Annotated in this window: 17 protein-coding genes and 1 pseudogene; 5 read left to right on the forward strand and 13 right to left on the reverse strand. The window is 69.9% G+C overall.

Annotated features, from left to right (window positions below; genetic code table 11):
* Positions 1-44: 44 nt before the first annotated feature.
* The 4 genes from nagZ to FMQ63_RS16545 form a co-directional block, all read right to left on the reverse strand.
* A complete protein-coding gene (nagZ, locus tag FMQ63_RS16530; protein WP_011556547.1) occupies positions 45-1154 on the reverse strand; it encodes a beta-N-acetylhexosaminidase in 1110 nt (369 codons plus the stop codon).
* 100 nt (positions 1155-1254) lie between these two features.
* Positions 1255-1620, reverse strand: coding sequence for a two-component system response regulator (locus tag FMQ63_RS16535; RefSeq protein WP_011556546.1), 366 nt, complete (start codon positions 1618-1620; stop codon positions 1255-1257).
* Positions 1621-1622: 2 nt separating this feature from the next.
* Positions 1623-3125 carry an ATPase domain-containing protein gene (locus FMQ63_RS16540; RefSeq protein ID WP_011556545.1) on the reverse strand — a complete coding sequence of 501 codons (1503 nt, stop codon included), beginning with the start codon at positions 3123-3125 and terminating at the stop codon, positions 1623-1625.
* A 160-nt stretch (positions 3126-3285) separates the two neighbouring features.
* On the reverse strand, positions 3286-4215 hold the full coding sequence (locus FMQ63_RS16545) for a DUF6209 family protein (RefSeq protein WP_011556544.1): 930 nt from the start codon (positions 4213-4215) through the stop codon (positions 3286-3288).
* A gap of 361 nt (positions 4216-4576) precedes the next feature.
* Between FMQ63_RS16545 and dbpA the strand changes: the two genes are divergently transcribed.
* The gene (dbpA, locus tag FMQ63_RS16550; protein ID WP_011556543.1) at positions 4577-5962 is read left to right on the forward strand and encodes an ATP-dependent RNA helicase DbpA; all 1386 of its coding nucleotides are present in this window, start codon (positions 4577-4579) and stop codon (positions 5960-5962) included.
* A gap of 9 nt (positions 5963-5971) precedes the next feature.
* On the opposite strand, the gene FMQ63_RS16555 is transcribed toward dbpA, so the two are convergent.
* The 4 genes from FMQ63_RS16555 to FMQ63_RS16570 form a co-directional block, all read right to left on the reverse strand.
* Positions 5972-7057: a YcjF family protein gene (locus FMQ63_RS16555; protein WP_011556542.1), complete on the reverse strand. Its 1086-nt coding sequence runs from the start codon at positions 7055-7057 to the stop codon at positions 5972-5974.
* Between the two features lie 265 nt (positions 7058-7322).
* On the reverse strand, positions 7323-8315 hold the full coding sequence (locus FMQ63_RS16560) for a sporulation-delaying protein SdpB family protein (RefSeq protein WP_011556541.1): 993 nt from the start codon (positions 8313-8315) through the stop codon (positions 7323-7325).
* A complete protein-coding gene (locus tag FMQ63_RS16565; RefSeq protein WP_020478189.1) occupies positions 8309-8890 on the reverse strand; it encodes an SdpA family antimicrobial peptide system protein in 582 nt (193 codons plus the stop codon). The genes FMQ63_RS16560 and FMQ63_RS16565 overlap by 7 nt, the downstream gene beginning before the upstream one ends.
* Positions 8891-8964: 74 nt before the next feature.
* The gene (locus tag FMQ63_RS16570) at positions 8965-9600 is read right to left on the reverse strand and encodes a sporulation delaying protein family toxin (RefSeq protein WP_011556539.1); all 636 of its coding nucleotides are present in this window, start codon (positions 9598-9600) and stop codon (positions 8965-8967) included.
* A 348-nt stretch (positions 9601-9948) separates the two neighbouring features.
* Here FMQ63_RS16570 and FMQ63_RS37455 point away from each other — a divergent pair.
* Positions 9949-10093: pseudogene (locus FMQ63_RS37455) on the forward strand (alcohol dehydrogenase catalytic domain-containing protein); the annotation flags it as partial.
* A gap of 30 nt (positions 10094-10123) precedes the next feature.
* On the opposite strand, the gene FMQ63_RS16575 reads toward FMQ63_RS37455, so the two are convergent.
* The 3 genes from FMQ63_RS16575 to FMQ63_RS16585 are packed head-to-tail and all read right to left on the reverse strand — an operon-like array spanning position 10124 to position 14140.
* A complete protein-coding gene (locus FMQ63_RS16575) occupies positions 10124-12223 on the reverse strand; it encodes a BatA domain-containing protein (protein WP_011556538.1) in 2100 nt (699 codons plus the stop codon).
* A complete protein-coding gene (locus FMQ63_RS16580; protein WP_011556537.1) occupies positions 12220-13098 on the reverse strand; it encodes a DUF58 domain-containing protein in 879 nt (292 codons plus the stop codon). Before FMQ63_RS16580 ends, FMQ63_RS16575 begins: the two co-directional genes overlap by 4 nt.
* 13 nt (positions 13099-13111) lie before the next feature.
* A complete protein-coding gene (locus tag FMQ63_RS16585; protein ID WP_011556536.1) occupies positions 13112-14140 on the reverse strand; it encodes a MoxR family ATPase in 1029 nt (342 codons plus the stop codon).
* 273 nt (positions 14141-14413) lie between these two features.
* Here FMQ63_RS16585 and FMQ63_RS16590 point away from each other — a divergent pair, with 273 nt between their 5' ends.
* Together FMQ63_RS16590 and FMQ63_RS16595 are read left to right on the forward strand one after the other, a co-directional pair.
* A complete protein-coding gene (locus FMQ63_RS16590; protein WP_011556535.1) occupies positions 14414-15784 on the forward strand; it encodes a hypothetical protein in 1371 nt (456 codons plus the stop codon).
* Positions 15785-15811: 27 nt separating this feature from the next.
* Positions 15812-16603, forward strand: coding sequence for an enoyl-CoA hydratase/isomerase family protein (locus FMQ63_RS16595; RefSeq protein ID WP_011556534.1), 792 nt, complete (start codon positions 15812-15814; stop codon positions 16601-16603).
* 9 nt (positions 16604-16612) lie between these two features.
* On the opposite strand, the gene mltG is transcribed toward FMQ63_RS16595, so the two are convergent.
* Together mltG and FMQ63_RS16605 are read right to left on the reverse strand one after the other, a co-directional pair.
* Positions 16613-17632, reverse strand: coding sequence for an endolytic transglycosylase MltG (gene mltG, locus FMQ63_RS16600; RefSeq protein ID WP_011556533.1), 1020 nt, complete (start codon positions 17630-17632; stop codon positions 16613-16615).
* Positions 17633-17718: 86 nt separating this feature from the next.
* Complete coding sequence (locus FMQ63_RS16605) at positions 17719-18861, reverse strand: hypothetical protein (protein WP_011556532.1); 1143 nt, start codon at positions 18859-18861, stop codon at positions 17719-17721.
* Between the two features lie 143 nt (positions 18862-19004).
* Between FMQ63_RS16605 and FMQ63_RS16610 the strand changes: the two genes are divergently transcribed.
* Positions 19005-22349, forward strand: a complete 3345-nt coding sequence (locus FMQ63_RS16610) for a TIGR02266 family protein (RefSeq protein ID WP_216608706.1) — start codon at positions 19005-19007, stop codon at positions 22347-22349.
* Positions 22350-22357: the final 8 nt, after the last annotated feature.

Genomic DNA, 22357 nt, shown 5'->3' on the forward strand with positions numbered 1-22357 from the left:
TGCAGGGCGCCGGGAGCGTGCGTGGCACCCCGGCCCCCGCGCCTTCAGCGGGAGGCCAGCATCACCTCGGTCGGGTCGCGGCCGGTGAAGGTGCTGACGAGCCCCTCGGCCAGCGCGTGATGCTCTGGGCTCCCCAGCAGGGCGAGCCGGTCCTCCGCCGGGTGCGCGAAGCGGGCACTGAGCGCGTCCAGCCGCCGGTGCGCCTGCGCGATTCGCTCCCGTGACACGCGACCGGACTCCACCGCCTTCACCAGGGCTTCGATGGCGCGGCGTTGCACGTCCGCGTTGTGGCACACCAGGAACAGGTCCACGCCCGCTAGCGTGCCCTGCACCGTGGCCTCCTCCACGGAGTAGTGGCCGGCAATGGCCTTCATCTCCAGGTCGTCGCTGACGAGCACCCCGTCAAAGCCCAACTCCTCGCGCAGCACACCCTGGAGCACGCGCTGACTCATGGTGGCGGGCACCCCCGGGTCCAGCGCGTCGAAGAGGACGTGCGCCGTCATCAGGGATGCCAGCCCCGCCTGGGCGAAGGCGCGGAAAGGCACCAACTCCACGCTGCGCAGCCGCTCCAAGTCGTGCGGCAGCCGCGGCAACGTCAGGTGGCTGTCGGTGGTGGTGTCGCCGTGGCCGGGGAAGTGCTTGCCACACGAAGCCACGCCGCCCGCCTCCAGTCCCCGCGCGAGCGCTACGCCCAGCCGCGCCACTTCCTCCGCCTCGCGGCTGAAGCTGCGGTCGCCAATGACGGGGTTGGCCGGGTTGGTGTCCACGTCCAGCACCGGCGCGAAGTCCCAGTCGAAGCCCAGCGCGCGCAGCTCATACGCCAGCAGCCGGCCCACGCGCTCCACCTGGGCCGCGTCGCCGCGCTGCCCCAGCTCCCGCATGGGCGGCAGCGCGGTGAAGGGCGCGCCGCGAAGGCGGGCCACGCGGCCGCCCTCCTGGTCCACCGACAGGATGAAGGGCCGGCCTGCGCGTGTTTTCAACGCGTGGCACAACGCGGCCGTGTCCGCGGCGCTGCCCACGTTGCGCTTGAAGAGGATGGCGCCGTAGATGCCGTCATCCATCAGCGCGGCCAGCTCGCTGTCGATGTGAGTGCCGGGAAAGCCCACCATGAAGAGGCGGGCACAGTCGCGGTAGAGGCTGGAGGAGGTCGTCACGGCGCGCAGTCTGGCAGAAGCCAGGGGCTGGGCGCTCGGGAGGAACGCGGTTCTCCTGGAAGCGTCGGCTGCCTGTCAGGCCGCAGGGCGATGAGGCGCGCTACTGGAGGATGGCGCCCTGGGCGAAGCGCTTCACCATCACCAGCAGCTCGTCCAGGGAAAAGGGCTTGGGCAGGAAGGCCGCGCAACGCAGGTGCTTCCAGTAGTCCGGCGGGCTGGCGCTCATCATGACGACGGGGATGTCACGCAGCAGGGGATTGCGCTCCATGGCCTCCAGCAGGGCCGGGCCGTTCATCACCGGCATCATGTAATCGAGCAGCACCAGGCAGGGGTGCTCCTCGGCCATCCGCTCCAAGGCCTCCTTCCCGTTGAGCGCGATGGCGGTCCGGTAGCCTTCGTCGCTCAGGAGGTCGCGCATGGCCTCGACGATGCCGAACTCGTCATCGACGATGAGGATGGGGCCCATGCCTAAGGCTCCTGGCGCCCGCCGCCGGGAGGATGCCGGGGCTCGGACCACGTGGTCGACCGTGGCACGCCGGTCATCATCGCCTCGACATCCGTGAAGGCACCCTTCACCTCCATCCCCTTCGTGCTGATGCACAGCTCGCGCAGGGAGGTGTCATGCGGGCTGTTGCGCAGCTTCAGCACCGTGATGAAGCGGCGCAGCCGGGAGTCCAGCTCGGCCTGGCGAAGGAAGAGGATGTTCTCCGCCACCATGGAGATGCCCCTCATCGGGAAGGTCACCTCCGGGCCAAACGCGGAGACCGATTCGACGGAGTAGAGCAGCGTCACGCCGCGCATGCGGCACTCATTGACCAGCGCGGCCAGGAAGCGCGACACGCGGGACTGCCGGACGGCCGCCCTGCGGAGCGCGTCGTAGCCGTCCAGGAAGAGCCGACGCGCGCCGCGGGTCCGGATGATGTCCAGCAACTGCACGCCCAGCTTGTCCAGCAGGTTCTCCGTGGGCGGCCGGAAGCTGACCTCGAAGTCGCCCCGGTCGATGAGCGGCTTGAGGTCGAGCCCGATGCCCGCCGCCTGCGCCACCATGCGCTCCGGGGAGTCGTAGAAGGCGAAGAAGTGGACGCGCTCGCCTCGCCGGGCGCCCTCCGCGAGGAAGTTCAGTCCCAGCAGCGTCTTGCCGCTGCCCGACGGCCCCAGGAGGATGGTCGTCGAGCCCTGGGCCATGCCCCCGGTCAGCATCGCGTCCATCCCGGGGATGCCAAACGCGCACTTCGCATCCTGCGGCGGCCCCGGCGGAGGCCCGGACTCCGCGAGCGTCTCCAGGCGGGGATAGATGATGATGCCGTCCTGGGTGATGTCGAAGCTGTGCTTGCCCAGCAGATAGGGGCTGCCCCGGAATTTGCGCACGAACAGCTCGCGCACGGCACGCGCGCCGAACATGCGCTGCCGGAGCAGTATCAACCCATCCACCATGGTGTGCTCGGCGCGCAGGCCTTGTCCGCGGCCGGTGGTGAGAATCAACGTCGTGCAGCCCATGAGGCCCGTCACCACCTGGAGGCCGTGGATGAACTTCTTGATGGCCTGCTGCGACGGCGCCACCTCCTCCGCGGCCACCAGTCCGTCCAGCACGAGCAACGTGGCCTGGTGATTCTTCGTCTCCTTGCGGATGAGCTCCGCCAGCGCATCCAGCCCACCCTGCTCCAGCACCGTGAAGGCGCTCAGATAGGTGATGGCGTTGGGCAGCAGCGTGGGGTCGAAGTAGGACAGCGAGGAGAGGTTGCCGACCAGCTCCGTGTGCGACTCCGCCAGCAGCGTCAGGTAGAGCACGCGCCCGCCGTGGCGCTTCGCGTGGTGGAAGCACACCTGGTTGGCGAAGATGGTCTTCCCCGAGCCCGGAAGGCCCATCAGCATGTAGGTGCGGGCCTTGCGGAAGCCTCCGTGCAGCACGGTGTCGAGGCCTGGAATGCCCGTGGAAATCCGCTCCGCCACGCGTGGAGTGCCTTCGGTCATTTCGCGTTCCCTTTCCTGGGCCTGGCCCGGGTGTGGCCCCGCTGGAATGATGGGAGCAGTGCGCTCGCCTTCTCAGGGGAACACTTCTTGCCACAGCGCCTCTTCCGAGATGCCGCTGAATCGCGCGGGCCCCAGCGGCATTCAACAGAGGTGGACCGTCTCAGAAGTGACGCTGCACGGTCCGCGCGGTGCCGCCCGTGGGGCCCGCGCCGCTCGCGATGCGATACCAGCTCACGCCATCCGTTGAATATCGGAACCCGAATGCATAGGCGTTCCACGGCGTATACGCGAGCGGTTCCGCGGCGAGGTTCCAGCGGTACCGGTAGTTGTTGCCCACCCGGCCCTGATAGGCCAGCCACCGGTGCTGCGTGGCCGCGCCATCCACGCTGAACTCCACCTGCGCCTGGATGAGCTCCGGACGCGCGGTGGCGGCATCCGTCACGCCGGGCACGTACACGTCCGCGTCCACGAACTTGCAGGCGCGCTCCATGACGTAGCTGTCGATGACGATGGGGTCCGCCAGCCCGTCGCGGTGCTCGCAGTCGCGAGCGAAGCTGCCGCCCCAGTCACCGGCCCACACCACGGCGGAGGGCGACTGCGCCTCCACGGGGAAGACGTAGTTCTGGCCGTAGTTGCTGTCGTACTTCGGCGCGCAGGTGCGGCCGGAGGTGAAGAACCATGTCTCCACGCTCGTGGCGTCCGAAGGCACAGTCACCTCGAAGGGCTTGTTCACGAACGAGGTGCTGCCCGTGGCCTGCTTCACGCTGCCGCTGAAGAGCTGGCCGCTGGGGAGGAAGCGGACATAGGCCAGCGTGTCCCACGCCTGCTGGCCGGCGTAGGTGCTGTGGTGACAGTCCGTCATCCGGTACAGGTCGTAGTCGACGACGAGCGTGCCGCCGCGGACGATGGCGCCGTGCTGCGAGTGCGTCCAGCCGTTGAGGAAGCGCACCGTGGCGGTGGGCGCGGTGAGCGGCGCCTGCTGTAACTCCATGGCGTTGGCAGATGTCTCCTCCTGCTGCTGAGGCGCTCCGCCACAGGCCGCCATCAGCGGCAACGCGAGGGTCAGGGACTTCCAGACAGGCGTCTCCATATGGGCTCTCCAGAAGATTTGGATAGACCACTTAACAGGACTTCCTTGCGCATGCGCTGCCGGCCGCTCGCCCTGTCAGGGAGCGTGCGGTTTCACGGCGGACGGCTCTTCATGCCGCCACCGGCGGTGGCGAGCACAAGGGTGGACCGCATGGCCAGTCCGATGCGGAGGGAGGACATGGAGGCTCCAGGCGGGGTGTGATTTCAGGTAAAGCTTGATTTTTCACGGAGGGTGCGCCGGGCAATCCGGTGCGAGCTGTCGGGCGAGGTCGGCGGCTTCACTTGTCCTGCCTTCGCTGGGTGTGACATGGGGCCTGCAGAACCCGAGGCTCCTTCCGTGCCTCCGCTCATCGAGGCCCCGAATGGACTTTTCCGCGCTTGCGCTATCTCCCCCCCTGCTCCAGGTCCTGGAGGAGCTGGACTTCAAGACGGCCACGCCCATCCAGGCGCAGAGCATCCCGGTGCTGCTCCAGGGCAGGGACCTGGTCGGCCAGGCGCAGACGGGCAGCGGCAAGACGGCGGCCTTCGCGCTGCCGCTGCTCCAGAAGGTCCAGTTGCAGCACCGCAAGGTGCAGGCGCTGGTGCTGTGTCCGACGCGAGAGCTGTGCGCGCAGGTGGCGGGCGAGATTCGCAGGTTGGGGCGGCGGCTGCCCGGGCTCCAGGTGCTGGTGCTCGCGGGAGGCCAGCCCATCCGCCCGCAACTGGAAGCACTGGAGAAGGGCGCGCACCTGGCGGTGGGAACGCCGGGCCGGGTGATGGATGTGCTGGACCGCGAGGCGCTGGAGACGCGGCAGTTATCCACGGTGGTGCTGGACGAGGCGGACCGGATGCTGGACATGGGCTTCCGCGAGGACATGGAGCGCATCCTCGGAGCCATGCCGCCGCGGCGGCAGACGGTGCTCTTCTCCGCCACCTTCCCGCCGGACATCGAGGCGTTGAGCCGCGATTTCCAGCGTCAGCCCGTCCGCGTCACGGTGGAGGCCGCCACCGCGGGGCCCGACATCCAGCAGGTGCGCTACGACTGCGAGCCGGGAGACAAGCAGGCCCTGCTGCTGCGCATCCTCCGGCACTACCAGCCGGCGTCCGCCATCGTCTTCTGCAACCTCAAGGCAACCGTGGTGGAGTTGAAGAAGTCGCTCTCCGCGTCGGGCGTCAGCGTGGACGGGCTCCAGGGGGATTTGGAGCAGTTCGAGCGCGACCGGGTGATGGCGAAGTTCCGCAACCAGAGCACGCGGGTGCTCATCGCCACGGACGTGGCGGGGCGCGGCATCGACGTGGAGGCGCTGGATGCCGTCATCAACTTCGACCTGCCCATGCAGGCCGAGCCCTACGTGCACCGCATCGGCCGCACGGGCCGGGCGGGGCGCGCGGGCCTGGCCGTCTCCATCGTCACGCCTCGGGATGGCCGCAAGGTGGACGACATCCAACTGGCCACCGGCGTGAAGCTGGAGCGTGGGGACGTGGAGTCACTGCCCTCGGCGGATCCTCGCAACGCGGTGTCCCTGGAGTCCACGTGGGACACGCTCTACATCTCCGCCGGACGCAAGGACAAGATGCGGCCCGGGGACATCCTGGGCGCGCTCACGGGCGAGGCGGGCGGGCTCGAAGCGACCGACGTGGGCAAGATTGAAATCCAGGACCACGTGGCCTACGTCGCCGTCGCCCGGCGCGTGTCGCGGGTGGCCTTCCAGCGGCTGAGTGAAGGCCGCATCAAGGGCCGCCGGTACAAAATCGAGCGCGTGAAGTAGCCCGGGCGTCTACGCGGCGCCGCGCAGGGACATCTCCTCGCGGAAGGCCTGGATGACCTCCTCCTCCGTGGGCAACTCGCCACAGCGCTTCTCCATCAACTTGGAGAGGACGGCGACGTAGGCCTCGCCGAACAGCGTGGTGAGCGCGGTGGCGGTGGTGGCGGAGATGAGCGCGCCAATCACCGTGCCCGGGCCGGGGACGAGCTTCAGCAGGCCGGATACGATGGACTGGCCGGTGAAGGTGGCGCCCAGGCCGGTGATGCCCGCGCCCACCAGCGTGGAGAGGAAGGCCTCCGTCAGCGGGAGGCCGAAGACGCTACTCACCCCCGCCAGCATTCCGACCTGCGTGGGGACGAGCAGGGCGGCGTCGGCGAAAGGGATGGGGACGGCTCCAATGAGGCCGGCGGCGGCCGCGGCGCTGGCGACGATGCCGTGCGCGCGCTTGCGCTTCTGGCTGATGCTCACGCGCTGGGCGGCGGCGAAGGCGTTGCGCTGGGCTTCCGGGACGAGCTCCATGGTGAGCTCGACGAGCTCCACCAGGCCCTTGGGCTGGAGCGTATGGCCCTCGTCGTCCGTCTCCTGGAGCGCGCGCACGCGCATGACGTTACGGGCCATGGGCAGCAGCTTCTGCACTTCCGCGCGGAAGCCCTGGTCGCTGCGCGCCTTGGTGACGACGACCACCACCGGCATGTGCCGCGCGAGCATCTCCACCGCCTTCACGTCACCGTCCTCCACGCGGCGTGAGTCCTCGCTGATGCACAACCAGGCGCAGTGCAGGTGGCGCGTGGCGTCCGCGTCCTTCGCGCGCGCGGCCACCAACTCCTCCAGCAGCTTCAGCGTCTCTTGAAAGGCGCCCAGCTCCAGGCCGCGGGTGTCGAGGATGCTGACGGGGATGTCGTCCTTCGTGTACTCGCGCGTCTCCTTCGTGACGGGGCGGCCCTGGCCGGTGTCCGCGATGCGGCCGTGGAACACCGCGTTGACCAGCGTGCTCTTGCCCACGCCGCTGCGGCCCGCGATGACGATGTTGACCCGGCCGCGCTTGCGGAAGGCCTCTTCGACCTGCTTGCGGATCTCCTCCGCCAGATGGATGTCCATGGGCTGCCGCTGCCTCCGCTGGAGAGTCCTCCCACCGAATCAGGGGAGGGTACACCAGCGTAGCGGAAAGCCTCCGCGAGCCGGCGGTGGACCCGCGCGGCGCGGAAGGCTCCTGGACCCAGGACGGACGGACATCCAGGCCCTGCCCGTGGCGACGTGTGCCTGCCTGAGGGCAGGAGAGCGAGAGAGCCCTCGTGGCCCGCTCACCGTGACGCGAAGGCCGCAGCCTTGGGGGGCGCCAGGGCGGCGGCGACGTCGCAGCGCTTCATGCGCCGTCGGTGGGGGGCACCGACGCCACCTGCACCGCTACCGGCTCCAAGGACGGCGTGGCGGTGGGCACGGGCGGGGTCCGCATGTGCCGCACCCAGGCGCGGAGGCCCTCGAAGCGGAAGAGCTCGTCGAACGGACGGAGCAGCAGGATGAGCGCGCCGCACATGACGAGCACGAAGCTGATGAGCCCATGGAACACGGCGATGCCCAGGTGGAAGCTGATGCCCAGGGGCAGCAGCACGCGGCGCAGGGACGGGTTCAGCAGCGGGCCCAGCGCGAGCCCCAGCTCCAGCAGCAGCACGGACCAGGTGAGCAGCGCCACCACGGGGCTGCTCAGGACGGGGAGCATCACGCCGGCCAGCCAGTCCGGTGCACCGACGCTGGGGTCCAGCAGCCAGTAATACAGGGCCGTGCCGTCCACCCACTCCGTCACCTTGAACTTGCCGACGGAGGCGTGGAAGTAGATGCCCGCCACCTGGAGGCGGAGCATCACCCAGGCCGACCGGGCGATGAGCCGCTTCGCCTCGTCGTTCCCCGTGGATTCGCGGGGCGTGTCCCAGTGCCAGCGCCGGTCATCCGTGAGCGCCAGGGGCAGCATCAGCAGCGCCAGGATGGCGGCAATCTGGTCACCGCCGTCCGTCAGCGACGCGGACCACGGCATGCTGACGGCCACCCACCAGTGCACCAGTCCCGTGACGCGCGGGCGCCAGCCGGAGGCGACGACGAGCAGCAGTAGCACCGCCGCCCACCGCGCTACCTCCAGCCAGCCGGAGGGGAGCACGCAGAAGAAGGACGCCGCGCGGATGCCCTCGCAGACGGGGGCCTCGGGGATGCCCGCGACGGGCCGGAACAGCGTCGTGGTGTCGCTGAAGGCCAGCGTGCCACCCGTCCCCAGCGCGACCAGCGTGCGCGCCAGGCCGTAGACGTTGCTCCAGGGGGAGGGGCCCGCCACCCAGGCGCGGGCACGGTTTCCAAGCGCTGTCAGCATTCGACGTCCAACCTCAGGACCTTCGAGGGCATGGTGATGGGCTTCCCCTGGTTGGTGCGGCTCCAGGCCCAGGGAACGGCCCGCTGGAAGACGATGCCCAGCTGGCCGCAGTACGTGGGCCGCGGGCTGGTGTTGCGGAGCGTCTTGGCCACGGGGGCGCGCTCCAGGCAGACGGAGGGGGCTTCCTTGCAGTCCTCCCGGGGAAGGGTCGCTGTGTCGTGGAGGAGCAACCCCAGCTCCACGCCCTGTGCCCGCGCGGCCCGGTTGATGCCGAAGGCGTTCTTCAACTGGAAGTTGGGCGTGTCGCTTCCCCAGGTCCACTGGCCGTCCGGGGTGCGGAGGTAGGGCAGCATCCGGTCATCACGCGGGTCGCGGGTGAAGAAGGCCCACCCCTCTGGCAGCAGCAGCTTGATGTTGAAGTGCTTCTCGAAGGGCAGCTCGATGGGGTTGTAGGGCAGCGCCGCGTGCAGGGCGTAGACCGTGAGCGTGGTCCAGCCCAGGATGAGTCCCAGGGCCAGCAGGCCCAGGCGGCGCGTTGGGGAGGTCTGGGGAGAGGGAGGAGTGGACTCGGTCACGGCCGTGCTCGGGGAAGAGGAAGAAGGGGAGTGCCCACCGGTGAGGGCGATGGACACTCCCCGGAGTGCTCCGACTACTCAGCGGCGGCGAACCGCTTCGCCAGCATGTCCACCCACACGTCACGCTGGAGCTGGCTGGACTGCGGGCCTTCCATGACCGGGGTCATGTCGATCTGGGTCAGGATGAGGATCAGCACGATGGCGACGGCCACGGCCGTCTCCACGTACAGGTACAGGCCCGCCTCGACCTGCTGCAGGGCGGCGGCGTTGATTTCACCCGCCTGGCCCGCGTCCTTGCGCAGCGCGTTCGCCGCTGCAACCGTCAGCTCCCGCGTGTCCGTCAGCAGCTGGTCGATGACCAGGTGGTTGCCGCTGCGCAGGTCGTTGCCGAAGCGCTCGAAGAACGCCGGGTCCAGCGCGCTCATCTTCGCGATGACGGCCTCGGCGGCCTCTTCGCGCTTGGCCAGCGTCTCGTCGCCCAGCTTCGCCTTGATCTCCGGACGCTGCCAGAGGTCGTCGAAGTAGTGCGCCGCGGGGCCCAGGCCGAAGGCCATGCCCTTGAACAGGTTCTGCCCGGACAGGGCCTGGTTCTGGGTGATGCCGGCCGACGGGCCGCTGCTGCCATCCGCGGGACCGCAGCCGATGCCGAAGGTGGAGAAGGTCATGAAGGCCGTCACGGCCGAGGTCAGCTTCAAGGTGGAACGCTTCAAGGTGTGCTCCAGGGCAACGGGGTGATTGCCCGCGAGGCACGCCGGCCGGCCGGGTGCGTCACAGGCAAGTCACGATTTTTAGGTAAGTTGGATTTGTGCACAATCCATAGAATTACTTAAATTTATACGCACGCGTATCAGTTACACGGATATCGACTATTTCAATTTGAGTGCGTTGAGCGGACTTGGCGGGTCTGGTTTCAGGCTTGGTTCCGGGCATTCCCCCGTCAGAGCGGCCAGCCAGGACAGGGGGCACACACACGAGCGCCACTCCCGCCTTGCCGCATCGGTGCGTGGTCCTCGCTCCTTTGCCCACAAAGGAGCAGAACTGGCATGCGCGCACGCAGCGAGTTCGCCGGCGTCGTGGAGGAGGTGGGCCCGGGGCGTGATCCACCTCAAGCCGGGCGACCGGGTGGTGGTGCCCTTCAACGTCTCCTGCGGCGGGTCGTGCTGTGAGAACTCCAACCCGTCCAGCGACGTCGCGGGCGGCGTCGTGATTCGCCGGCTCCGGGCCTGGTGACGGCTACTTGCGCAGCAGCGTGCCTTCGAAGAAGAACGCCAGGCACGCGGCCAGGATGAGCCAGGTCCACAGCGGCACCGTCGGCTTGTCCGCGTCACCCGTGGAGGCCTTCACCGTCTCTTCTCCGAAGTAGGCGGTGAGGGTGTCCGTCGGCACACGTCCCAGGTCGCTCTCGGAAGGATCGAGCACGGCGGCGAAGGACAGGTCCGGCTGCACCTTCCCGTCCGCGCCCAGCACCGAATACACGCCCGGCTCCGTCACCGGCCCGGCGACCAGCGCGCCTTCCGGCTGCTCCTTCACGGTGACCTCGGTGCCGTCCGGCGCGCGCACCGAGGACACCTTCTGGGCCCCCTCCGGGCGCAGCGTGGCGCTTTCGCCCACGCGCACGCGCACCTCCTCGCGCTCGTCCAGGGAGCCGGTGAGGTACGCGGCGAAGCGCTGCATCAGCGGCAGGAAGGAGGTGCGGATGGAGAAGTCGCTCCAGTCGCGGTCCACCGTGCTGGTAAGCAGCGCCACGCGCCCCTTGCCCTTGCGCGCCACGGCCACCGCCGGCGCGCCGTCCTCATACGTGGCCAGCACCTGACTGGCGCCGCCAGCGCCCGGGGAGTCCGCCTCCAGCAGCATGTACTTGTAGAAGCGCGCCCCCACGAGCCCTTCCTCCGCCTGCCCCGTGAAGGGCGAGAAGAGGACGTGCTCCACGGAGACCTGCGCCAGCCGCGCGCTCTTGGTGTCCGCGTCCGGATCGTCGCGCTCGGCGCTGGTGCGCACCAGGCGCAGCGGACGCGGCAATACCGGGCCCAGCCGCTGGTTGTACGCCTCCGGGTTCACCCGGTCGCCCATGCTGATGAAGAGGCCGCCGCCGTTCTCCACGAAGGCCGCCAGCTTCTGCGCCTCGTCGGCGCTCGGCGCGGGTACGTTGAGCAGCAGCACCAAATCGTAGGCGGAGAAGTCCTCGCGCAGGCCCACCTCCGCGTCGCGCGTGGCCACCTCCACCGGCGAGCCCGGCGCTGTGAGAGCCGCGTCCACGAAGAAGGCTTCATCCCGGTAGCGCGTCGCGTGCGGCGAGCCATTCACCACCAGCGCCTTCAGCGCGCGGGGCACCGGCAGCACGAACGAACGCCGGTCATCCTCCACCAGCGCGTCCGGCGCCAGCGTCACCTGCCCCAGCACCGTGCCGCCCAGCGGGAAGCGCACGGTGAGCGTCTTCTGCGTCGTGCCGCCCGGGGGGATGTCCACGAAGCCCTTGGCCAGCGTGGACTCGCCCACGCGCACCGCGGCCTCCAGGTCCTTCACGGCTTCCGTGCCGAAGTTGCGCACCGTGAAGGTGAACTGGAACGTGCGCGGACCGGCCTGCAGAGCGGGCTCCACCTTGAGGTCGACGATGGCGCGGTTGTTCAGCACCTCGTGGCCCTCGGCCGCGTCGCGCAGGACGACTTCCGGCTTCACGGGCGCGCCCGTGGGGCCCTTCACCGTGGGCGGCGGCGCCTCCAGGCGGAAGGCCGCGGCTGTCATGTCGGAGACCAGCACCAGCCGCTTGGCTGGCATGGGGTTCTCCTCCAGCGCGCGGGCCGCCATGTCCAGGCAGCGCGACAGGTCCGCGGTGCCGTGGGTGGCCTTCGCTTCATCCACCAGCGAGCGCAGACGGCCGCGGTCGAAGCCCGGCGGCGGCGGCGCGGCGGGGGACTGTGTGCACACCAGCACGGTGGCGGGCTCTTCGGGCAGCAGGTCCTTCAGCGCGTCGCGGGCCTCGTCGCGGGCGCGCTCGAAGAGCGGCGTGCCGTCCGACCAGCGCATGGACAGCGACGCGTCCAGGATGATGGCGGTGGCCGCGGGGCCCTTCACCACCTGCGCGGCGGCCGCGTCCCGCGTCAGCTCGGGGCGCGCCAGGGCAATGGGGATGGCCAGCAGGATGAGCGTGCGCAGCGCGTACAGCAGCAGGCGCTTGAGCTTGAGGCGGCTGGCGGTGCGCTTCTGGCTGCGCATCACGAAGGCCAGCGGCCCGAAGGGGTGCGGCCGGGGACGGCGCCGGTCGAACAGGTGCACCAGCAGGGGGATGAGGGCGCCCAGCGCGCCCAGCAGCATCCACGGATTGCCGAAGGTCACCGGCGCCTCCCGCGCCGCGACAGGTACCGCAGCAGCACGTCATCCAGCTTGTCGTCCGTGCGCACCAGGTCGTAGTCCACGTCCGCCTCGGCGCACGCGGCCTTCACGTTCGCCAGGAAGGCGTTGAACTCCTCCAGGTAGCTCTCCTTGATTTCGCGCGGGTTCACCTCGATGCGGCCCTGGCCCTCCATGTCGATGAAGAGCGTGGGGTCGTCGAAGGGGAACGTCAGCTCCGCCGGGTCCACCAGGTGGAACACGGACACGTCGTTCTTCCGCTGCCGCAGCGCGAGGATGCGGCGCAGGGCGTCCTGATTCTCATCCAGCAGGTCCGACAGGACGATGACGCTGGAGCGCCGAGGCAACACCTCCGCCAGGTGGTCCGCCGCGCTGCCCAGGTCCGTGGTGCCGGTGGGCTCGGTGTGCTCCAGCGTGTCCAGCAGCACGTTGAGGTGCCCGGCCGACGCGCGCGGCGGCACGTCCTTCCACTTGCCGCCCGCCATCAGCGCCAGGCCCGCCGCGTCCTGCTGGCGCACCAGCAGGTAGCACAGCGCGCCCGCCAGCGTGGTGGCCACGTCCAGCTTGCTCAGCGCGCCGCTGCGGTAGCCCATGGAGGCGGACGCATCCACCACCATGACGGCGCGCAGGTTCGTCTCGTGCTCGAAGCGCTTGACGTAGTACTTGTCGAACTTGCCGTAGGCCTTCCAGTCCAGGTGGCGGAGCTCGTCGCCGGGGGCGTACTCCTTGTGCTCCGCGAACTCCACGCTCTGCCCCTGATGCGGGCTTTTGTGGAGGCCGGACAACACGCCCTCCATCACCGCGCGGGCGCGCAGCTTCACTCCCTGGAGGCGGGCCAGCGTCTGTGCGTCGAGCAGCATGGCGCGGGCCTGGCTAGCCCTTCACCACCGTGAGGAGCTGATCGATGAGCTTCACGGAGGTGATGCCCTCGCTCTCCGCGGTGAAGTTGGGCAGCACGCGGTGGCGCAGCACGGGACGGGCCAGGGCGCGCACGTCCTCGACGGTGGCGACGAAGCGGCCGTGGAGGATGGCGCGCGCCTTGGCGGCCACCACCAGGTACTGGCTGGCGCGGGGGCCCGCGCCCCAGGACGTGTTCTTCGCGATGAAGTCCAGCGCGCCCGGCTCCTTGGGCCGCGTGTGGCGCACCAGCTCCACGGCGTAGCGCACCACGTGGTCCGGCACCGGCACGCGGCGCACCAGCTCTTGAAGCGCGAGGATGCGCTCGGGAGACAGAATCTTCTCCAGCTTCGGCTGCGGACCGCCGGTGGTGCTCTTGACGATTTGCACCTCTTCGTCGGCGGTGGGGTAGCCCACGTCCACCAGGAACATGAAGCGGTCGAGCTGGGCCTCGGGCAGCGGATAGGTGCCCTCCTGCTCGATGGGGTTCTGCGTGGCGAAGACGAGGAAGGGCAGCTCCAGCGGGTACGTGCGGCCACCGGCGGTGATGCGGTACTCCTGCATGGCTTGCAGCAGCGCGGCCTGCGTCTTCGGCGGGGTGCGGTTCACCTCGTCCGCCAGGATGATGTTCGCGAACAGCGGACCCTGGAGGAAGCGGAAGGTGCGCCGGCCGGTGGTGCGGTCCTCTTCCAGGATGTCCGTGCCGGTGATGTCCGACGGCATCAGGTCCGGCGTGAACTGGATGCGGTTGAAGGACAGGTTGAGGACGTCCGCCAGCGTGGAGATGAGCAGCGTCTTGGCGAGGCCCGGCACACCCACGAAGAGGCAGTGGCCGCGGCTGAAGAGGGAGATGAGGAGGTGCTCCACCACCTCGCGCTGACCGACGACGCGCTTTTCAATCTGGGCGACGATTTCGTTGCGGGCCTGGGCGAGCTCCTCGACGGCACGGAGGTCGTCGCCTGAGGCGTCGGGCACGGGCAGAGAGTCGGGGGCGGCGCTTTCCATGGAAGGGTTCTCTTAATTCGTGGGCGGCGCTGGGACCAAAGGATTCCGCCACCCCTGCGCCAAGGCGTGCGCTGCCAACCGTTCGGGGGGAGACCTATTCCGCTGCCGCACACCCCGGCACGCTGGGGCACATGGGCGCGCTAATCGCCTGCACGCCCCCCTGCCATGTGACAGTGCCCCTGGGCTGGGGGGGAATGCCGGGGGCTGGACACGCTGCTTAGGTTCCCAGGGCCTCGCTTCCGGTGGACGGGAGCAGGCTCCTTGGAGCGTGTCATGGGGTCATTTCGGCGTGGTGGGCGTGGCAACCTCTGGACAGGGCTTCTTCCAGTTGCCCTGCTGTGGGTGTCGGGCGGGTGCGGCGGTAGCAGCGGGGACGGGGGGACTCTGGCCGAAGCGCCGCGTGGCGGCGACGAAGCCACGCCGGGGGTGGTCGTGGCACCCACGGCGCCGCAGGACTCCAACGGCGGGCTCCCGCAGCGTCCGGTGCCGGCGGCGGCCTCGCCGTGGAACCAGGTGGTGGGGGGGCCCCAGGACGACGTCGGGACGGGCGTGGCCACGGCTCCCTCTGGGGATGTGGCGGTGGTGGTGTACAGCACGCCGCGCCAGGACGAAGAACGCGAGCCCGTGGAGGGCGAGAAGCTGGCGCTGACGCTGGCGCGCTACGCGGCGGATGGGGCGCCGCGCTGGTCGCGTGAGTGGGCGCGTAACCGCTTCTCCGACACGCGCGTGGCGGCGAGCGAGGCGGCGACGTTCCTGTCGGGCAATGCGTTCCTCTACTCGGCGGACTTCGGACTGGGTGAGGCGCAGGACGGCTTCCTGGTGAAGTTCGACACGGCGGGTTCCCCTGTCTGGCAGCACCGCGTGGGACAGAAGGTCTACGCCATCGCCGCGGACGCGCAGGGCGGCGTGCTGGCCGCGGGTGAGGAGTGGGAGGGGGAGTTCATCGAGGACCCCGTGCTCACGCGCTACGCCGCGGATGGCTCCGTGCTGTGGTCGCGGCGCTTCCACGGCGCCAACATGGACACCGCGCTGCACGCGGCGGCGCTGGCGCCTTCGGGACAGTCGATTCTGGCCGGACAGCTCGTGGACGCGCTGGAGGTGGACGGCCAGACGTTCGGCGCGCCCGGTGTGCGCGGCTTCGTGGTGCTGACGTTCGATGCGTCCGGGCGCTTGCTGTGGGGCAAGGAGCTGCCGGGCGTGAAGGGCCGCATCACCTCGGTGACGGTGGGCGCGGATGGCACGCTCGTGGCGGCGGGTGACTTCATCGGTCTGCTGGTGTGGGGGGATGCGTCGCTCGGTTCCTCCGGGGCCTTCGTGCTGACGGCGGGCGCGGATGGCAGCGTGGGTTGGGTGCGCCAGCCCCTGTGCGGGCCGGTGACGGAGCTGGGCGCGTCCGTCGCGGTGGAGGATGCGGGCGGCGTCGCGGTGACGTGTGGCAGCGTGCTGACGCGCTACGCGGCTTCGGGGGCGTGGCTGGGGGAGCAGACGCTGGAGGCGCAGCCCTGCGCCAGCGGGGTGTGCTCGCTGACCACCGCGGGTGTGGCCACGGTGCCGGGCCGCGGGCTCGCCGTCACCGGCTGGCAGCGCGACGGGGCGGGCGACACCTGGAATCAGGACGCCTTCCTCAGGCTCGTGGTGCCGTAGCGGCCGGGGCCGCTACAGTGCGCGGCCATGTCCGCTCCAGCCGCAGAGGTCCTTCTCGAGGTGGAGGGTGCCGTCGCCACGCTCACCCTCAACGATACCGCCCGACGCAACGTGATGACGCCCGAGCTGGGAGACGCGCTGTGCGCGCGCGTCGCCGAGCTGAAGGGGCGTGACGATGTCCGGGCGGTGGTGCTCACCGGGGCGGGAGGCGCGTTCTCCGCCGGTGGGGACCTGAAGATGCTGGAGCGGCTGCGCCAGGTGTCCTTCGAGGATGCGCGCGCGTTCATGCTCGGCTTCTACGCGCGTTACCTCAGCGTGCTGGACCTGCCGGTGCCCGTCATCGCGGCGGTGGATGGGCCCGCGATTGGCGCGGGGCTGTGCGTGGCGCTGGCGTGTGACGTGTGCCTCGTGGCCGAGGACTCGAAGCTGGCGCTCAACTTCGTGCAACTGGGCCTGCATCCGGGCATGGGCGCCACGTACCTGGCGCCACGCCGCGCGGGGGCGCAGGCCGCCGCGGAGCTGCTGCTCACCGGCCGCCGCTTCGATGGCAAGGAAGCGGTGAAGCTGGGACTGGCGTTGGAGGCGGCGCCGGCGGGACAGGTGCTCACTCGCGCCAGGGAACTCGCGGGACGGATTGCCGCGAACGCGCCGCTCGCCATGCGTGCGCTCAAGCAGCGGCTGGGGCTCGACAGGGCGGAGCTTCAGCGCGCGCTGGAGGAGGAGGCGCGCTTTCAGGCGGAGAGCTACGGCAGCCAGGACCTGGGCGAGGGACTGGCCGCGGCAGCCGCGCGGCGCGCCCCCGTGTTCCAGGGGCGCTGAGTTCATGCCTCAGTACACGTTGTACTTGCGGCGGAGCGCCTCGTGCTCCTCCGCGTTTCGCGACGGGCGGAGGATGCGCTGCGCGTCGTGCAGGTAGTACCAGTACTCGCTCGGCTTGGGTAACATCGCGGCCTGGAGCGAGGACACGGTGGGCGCGCCGATGGGGCCGGGAGGCAGGCCCTTCTTGTGCCGCGTGTTGTACGGGTCCTGCGGATCCCGCAGGCGCTTGAGGAAGGCGACGCGGTCATTCCACTGCGCCAGCTCGTAGCGCGACGTGGCGTCCACGCCGAGCGGGAATCCCTTGTCCACGCGCTTCCACAGGATGCCGGCGACCAGGGGGCGCTGGTCGGGCAGCGGCTCCTCGCGCTCCAGCATGGAGGCCATCACCACCACCTCGTGCAGCGTGCGACCGCTCTTCGTGATGGTATCGCGGTTGGGCGCGAAGAAGCGCTGCGCGAAGGCGTCCAGCTGACGCTGGATGAGCGCCTCGACATCGAACTTGCCCGGAATCACGCCGTAGGTCTCCGGGTAGAGGTAGCCCTCCAGCGTGCCCGTGGAGGGCAGGGGGAAGGGCGCGGTGAAGTTCTTGGGCTTGCTGGCCGCGGCGATGTACGCGCCCGGCTTGATGAAGCCCGCGGCCACGAGCGCCGCGTCCGTGTCGCGCAGGCGCCAGCCCTCGACGACGACGAACGGAACGTCCTCGGGAATGGGGTTGCCTTCCAGCTCCGTGGCCAGCTCGGCCAGCGTCATCGACGCGCTGACCTCATGGCGGCCCGCCTTGGGGGCGAAGCTGCCGCGCCGGTACAGGTGCCAGCGCCACACCCGCGCGTCGCGGATGAGGCCTTGCGATTCGAGCAGCGTGCCCAGGCCACGCCCGGATGTGCCCTTGGGCACGGTGAACTCCACCACGTCCGCGCCAGGAGGCGCCGCGGCCGTGCGTGCCTGCTGCTCAATCCAGAAGAAGGCGCCCGCGCCGGACGCCACCAGCAGCACGAAGGCTGCACCCAGGACCCAGAGAATCCGCTTCATTCGCGGCGCACGCTATCACCGGATTTGGGCCGTGCCTGGGTTCCGGCATGCAGATGTCACCTCCTGGGCGCCCGGCGGGCCGGCGGTCAGGCGACCGGCGACGTCCCGAGCTTCAAGTCCCGGTTCAGCCCGGTGTCCCGGCTCACGCGCCAGATTTTCTGATCCAGGTAGTAGTGATGGAGCGCGAAGCCCCAGATGAAACATTCCATCAGATTGCGCAGCGTCAGCCCCGCGCCCAGCGGAACCTTCAAGTCGAAGCCGCCGCAGCCCGGGTGCGCGCCGAAGCCGCAGCCCAGGCCCCGGTACAACAGTGTGAAGATGACGCCGCACACCGCGTAGATGACGAAGCGCTGGCTCACCTTCGGCGCCCAGCCGAACGGCGCCGGGTCTACGCCCGCCGCGTGGTATCGGTTGCGGTGATAGAACCAGACCACGCCGTGGTACTGCACGTTGTGGAACGCCGTCACCGCCACGGCGAACATGATGAAGTCCATGCGTGCCGCGAACGGAGGCCAGAACACCACGGCCGACAGTCCCATCGCCGCGCCCATCATCAGCAGCTTGGGACCATTCACCTTCAGCCCCGCCCGGTGTCGCTGCACCTGCCGGCCCGCGTAGAGCACCACCAGCGCCAGCACGGTCGCGAAGCAGGCTCCGGCCACCACCGGCTCCCATGTGGGCGGGCCTAGCAGTCCCAACTGCTTGCGTGCGCCCGGATGTGACACTGCGAACGCGACGAAGGGCGCCAGCAGCCCCGTGTACAGCGTCACGCTGTCGAACCGCCGGTCCAATGGCAGCGACTCGCCGCTCTTGCGCTGGTACAGCACCATGATGCCGTAGTGCTGCCGCACCACGTGCCAGTAGGCCCAGAGCGCCGCCGCCGTCATGAAGAGGGCGAAGGGCAGCTTCGTGCCCAGCAGCGCCGACAGCCCGAACGACGCCGGGCCCGCTGTGAACCACGCCAGGCTGCCCAGCAGCAAGCGCCGCCGTGTCTGCCATTCCCGCGCATCCAGATAGGTCCGCGATACCGTGGCGAACAGGTGCGGCCCATCCAGTGCCAGCACCCATGCCCACCACAACAGCAGGCTGCTGACGCCGCCCCAGACATGGAGTCCGACCAGCGCCAGGCTCACCCCGAGGCCGCCCCCCGTGGAAATCAGGTCGTGCCGCCGGTCGACGAGCCAGCCCGCGCGTGCGGGGCCTGGGACTGCGAGAGGGATGGCGCTCATGAGGGCTCCCGAGGGACGCCGCGGAGGATATAGGAAGGTGCAGGTAGGTGGTCTGCCCACCTGTCGACGCCATTCGTGGGGCAGGGGATCGAGGGGTCAAAACCTACTTGAGCGGCGGGGCGCGTACCGCGATTGTCCTCGCCATGGATCAAGGCAGGCGCACCACGGACAGGAAGGCAGTTGGCCTGCTGGTGAAGCTGAAGCATGAGAGCGTGGGGAGCTTCGCGGAGGAGTTCGCCACCAACCTGAGCCCGGGTGGGATGTTCATCCGCTCGCGCACCCCACAGGCGGTGGGGACCCCCGTCAAGTTCGAGGTGCAGATCGCGGGAGGCGTGCGGGTGCTGCGTGGCTCCGCGCTGGTCCGCTGGGTCCGCGAAGTCGGTGACCCCGCGGGGCCTCCGGGCATGGGGTTGCAGTTCGAGGAGCTGGACACGGCGAGCCGCGCGCTCGTCGAAATGATGTTGATGCGGAAGACCGTCGCGGATTCCAACGCGCCCGCCGTTCAGCCCCTGCCCGCCATCGCGCCATCCGTGGCGCCTGCGATTGCACCGTCCATCGCGCCGTCCGTGGCGCCCGCGATTGCGCCGTCCATCGCGCCCGCCGTCGCGCCCATGGCGCAGTCCCGTCCCGCGCCTCCGGTCCAGGCCCGTCCCGCGCCCCCTGTGCAAGCGCGCCCCGCCGCCGCGCCCGCGGATGTGGGTGGTATCGCGCTCGACTCCCTGTTCGATGACCTGGAGCCGGAGGGTGGTTCCTCCGCGCCGATTCCGGACGAGCCGCTCGACCTGGTTCCGTCGGTGGTGGAGGAGCCGAGGACACCGCCTCCGAGCCGCGTGCCCGTCTCCTATTCGCCGCCGCCTCCGGTGGCCGCGGATGACGTGGACATTCCGCTCGACGAGCTCATCGCGAGCACGCCGCCTCCGCCCGTGGCCGCGCTGGACATCGATGAGCCCCTGCCGGGCTTCGAGTTCGAAATCGAGAGCCCGTCGGGTGATGCGCCCGTGGCCATGGGCGCGCCGCTCGATGAGCCGCCCATCGAGGTCGGCATCTCCCTGGAGGTCGAGCCGTCGTCCGCGCCGGCGGGTGGCGGGGCCCTGGAGTTCGAGCTCGACCTGGGTGACTCCGTCGCTGAGCCGCCTCGTGCGCCCGCGGTTCCACCCGTGCGAGTGGTACCTCCGCCGGCGCCTGTCTCCAGTGACGGCGGCTTCGAGTTCGACCTGGACCTGAGCGATGCGGAGGCCGCACCTCCGCCGCGTGCCCCAGTGGCCCCCAAGGCACCGCCGGCTCCGGTCACGTCTCCCGCGGGGAGCGGTGGCATCGAGTTCGATTTCGACCTGGCCGAGGACGTGAGCCCGCCTCCGCCCGTGGCGCCTCCACCGCCGCGCGCACCGGCGGCGCCACCTCCCGCGCCTGTCTCAGCCGGGGGCGTCTTCGAGTTCGACTTCGCCCTGTCCGATGACGCGGGGACGGCGCCGCCTCCGCCGCCGCGCGCCCCCTCTCCGGCCAGCGCGGGGGGCGGCGGCATCGACTTCGACCTCGACCTGTCCGAGGACGTGGAGGAAGCACCTCCCGTCGTGCCTCCACCGCCGCCGCGCGCGGCGATGGTTCCTCCGCCCGCGCCGGTGCAGCCGCCCATGGCGGCCCGCCCGTTGCCTCCGCCGCCCCCGGCTCCGCCGCCTCCTCCTCAAGGGCTTCCCCAAGTGCGCCGTGAGGCGCCTCGGGCACCGGAGCCGGCGGCGACGCCCTCGGTGCTCGCGCCCGCCGTGGCGAAGGCCGCCGCGCAGGCGCCCGGCCTGGATGAACACGGCCTGCCGAAGACGGTGTTCCTGCCTCCACCGGTGCCGCTCAGCGGCACGGGGCCCGTCATCGGCATTGACCTGGGCACCACGAACTCGTGCGTGGCGTTGCTTTCCAACGGCCGGCCGCTCGTGCTGCGCTCGCGCGAGGGCTACAACACGATTCCCTCCGTCATCTCGCTCAACGCGCAGAACAAGCTGCTGGTCAGCCACCGCGCGAAGAACCAGTTGGTGCTGCGTCCCCAGCACACCATCTACGGCGCGAAGCGGCTCGTTGGCCGTCCCTACGACAGCGCCGTGGTGAACCAGGTCCGCGAGCGCTTCCACTACGACATCGTCCCTGACTCCGCTGGCCGCGCCGCCGTGCGTCTGGCGGACACGGCCCTGTCGCTGGAAGAGGTGCAGGCCCTCATCCTCCGCGAGTGCAAGGAGATGGCGGAGGCCCACCTCAACCAGAAGGTGGAGCGCGCGGTGGTGACGGTGCCCGCGTACTACTCCGAGCCACAGCGTGAGGCTGTGCGCAAGTCCGGCATCCTCGCGGGCCTCAAGGTGGAGCGCATCCTCAACGAGCCCACATCCGCGGCGCTCGCCTACGGTCTCAACCGCGAGCTCAACAAGAAGGTCCTCGTCTACGACCTGGGCGGCGGTACCTTCGACGCCACGATTCTGAAAATCGAGAAGAACGTCTTCGAGGTGCTCGGCACCGGAGGCGACGTCTTCCTGGGGGGGATCGACTTCGACAACCTCATCGTCGACTACCTGCTGGCGCGCTTCCAGGAGAAGGAGGGCATCGCCTTCACGGGGGACGGCATCGCCTTGTCGCGCGTGAGTGACGCGGCCGAGCGCGCGAAGATGGGGCTGTCCGAGCGCAGCACCTTCGAGGTCCACATCCCCATGCTGATGATGGACGACTCGGGCAGGCCGCGTGACTTGCGCGTGGTCCTCAGCCGGCAGGAGCTGGAGAAGATCTGCGAGCCGCTCCTCAGCCGCACCATCGACGTGGTGCGCGACGTGCTCCTGGACGCGAAGCTGAAGGCCGCCGAGGTGGACGACATCATCCTCGTGGGCGGCATGAGCCGCATGCCGCTGGTGCGCGACAAGCTCAAGGGGCTCTTCGGCAAGGGCGCGCAGGCCAGCGTCAACGCGGACGAAGCCGTGGCCCTGGGCGCGGCGCTCTACTCGGGCTCCGTGGACAAGGTGAGCAGCGTGGTGCTCATCGACGTGCTGCCGATGACGGTGGGCGTGGCCATGCCCGGTGGCGCCTTCAAGCGCGTCATCGAGCGCAACAGCCCGCTGCCCGCGCAGCGCTCCTTCGCCATCAACACGACGAAGGACAACGAGGTCTTCCTGGAGCTGTCCATCTTCCAGGGCGAGGACAGCCACATCTCCGCCAACGAGTACCTGGGCACCGTGCGCATCGAAGGACTGCCCAAGGGGCCGAAGGGCTCGGTGCGCGTGGCGGTGACGCTCAAGCTGGACTCCGAATGCGTGCTGCACGTGGAGGCGCGTGAGTACTCCACGCGCAAGGAAGTGAAGGCCACGCTGGCCACGCGCTACTCGCCGGAGGAGCTCCAGAAGCAGCTCCAGGTCAGCAAGGAGTCCGTGAAGGCCGCCGAGGAGCGCCGCGGCGCCGACCTCAAGGAGCGCGCGGGCGGCTTCTGGAGCTTCGTGAAGAAGGCGCTGGGCAGGAAGTAGCGTGTCGC

This window comes from Myxococcus sp. CA005 (assembly GCF_006518205.1).
Taxonomy (GTDB): domain Bacteria; phylum Myxococcota; class Myxococcia; order Myxococcales; family Myxococcaceae; genus Myxococcus; species Myxococcus xanthus.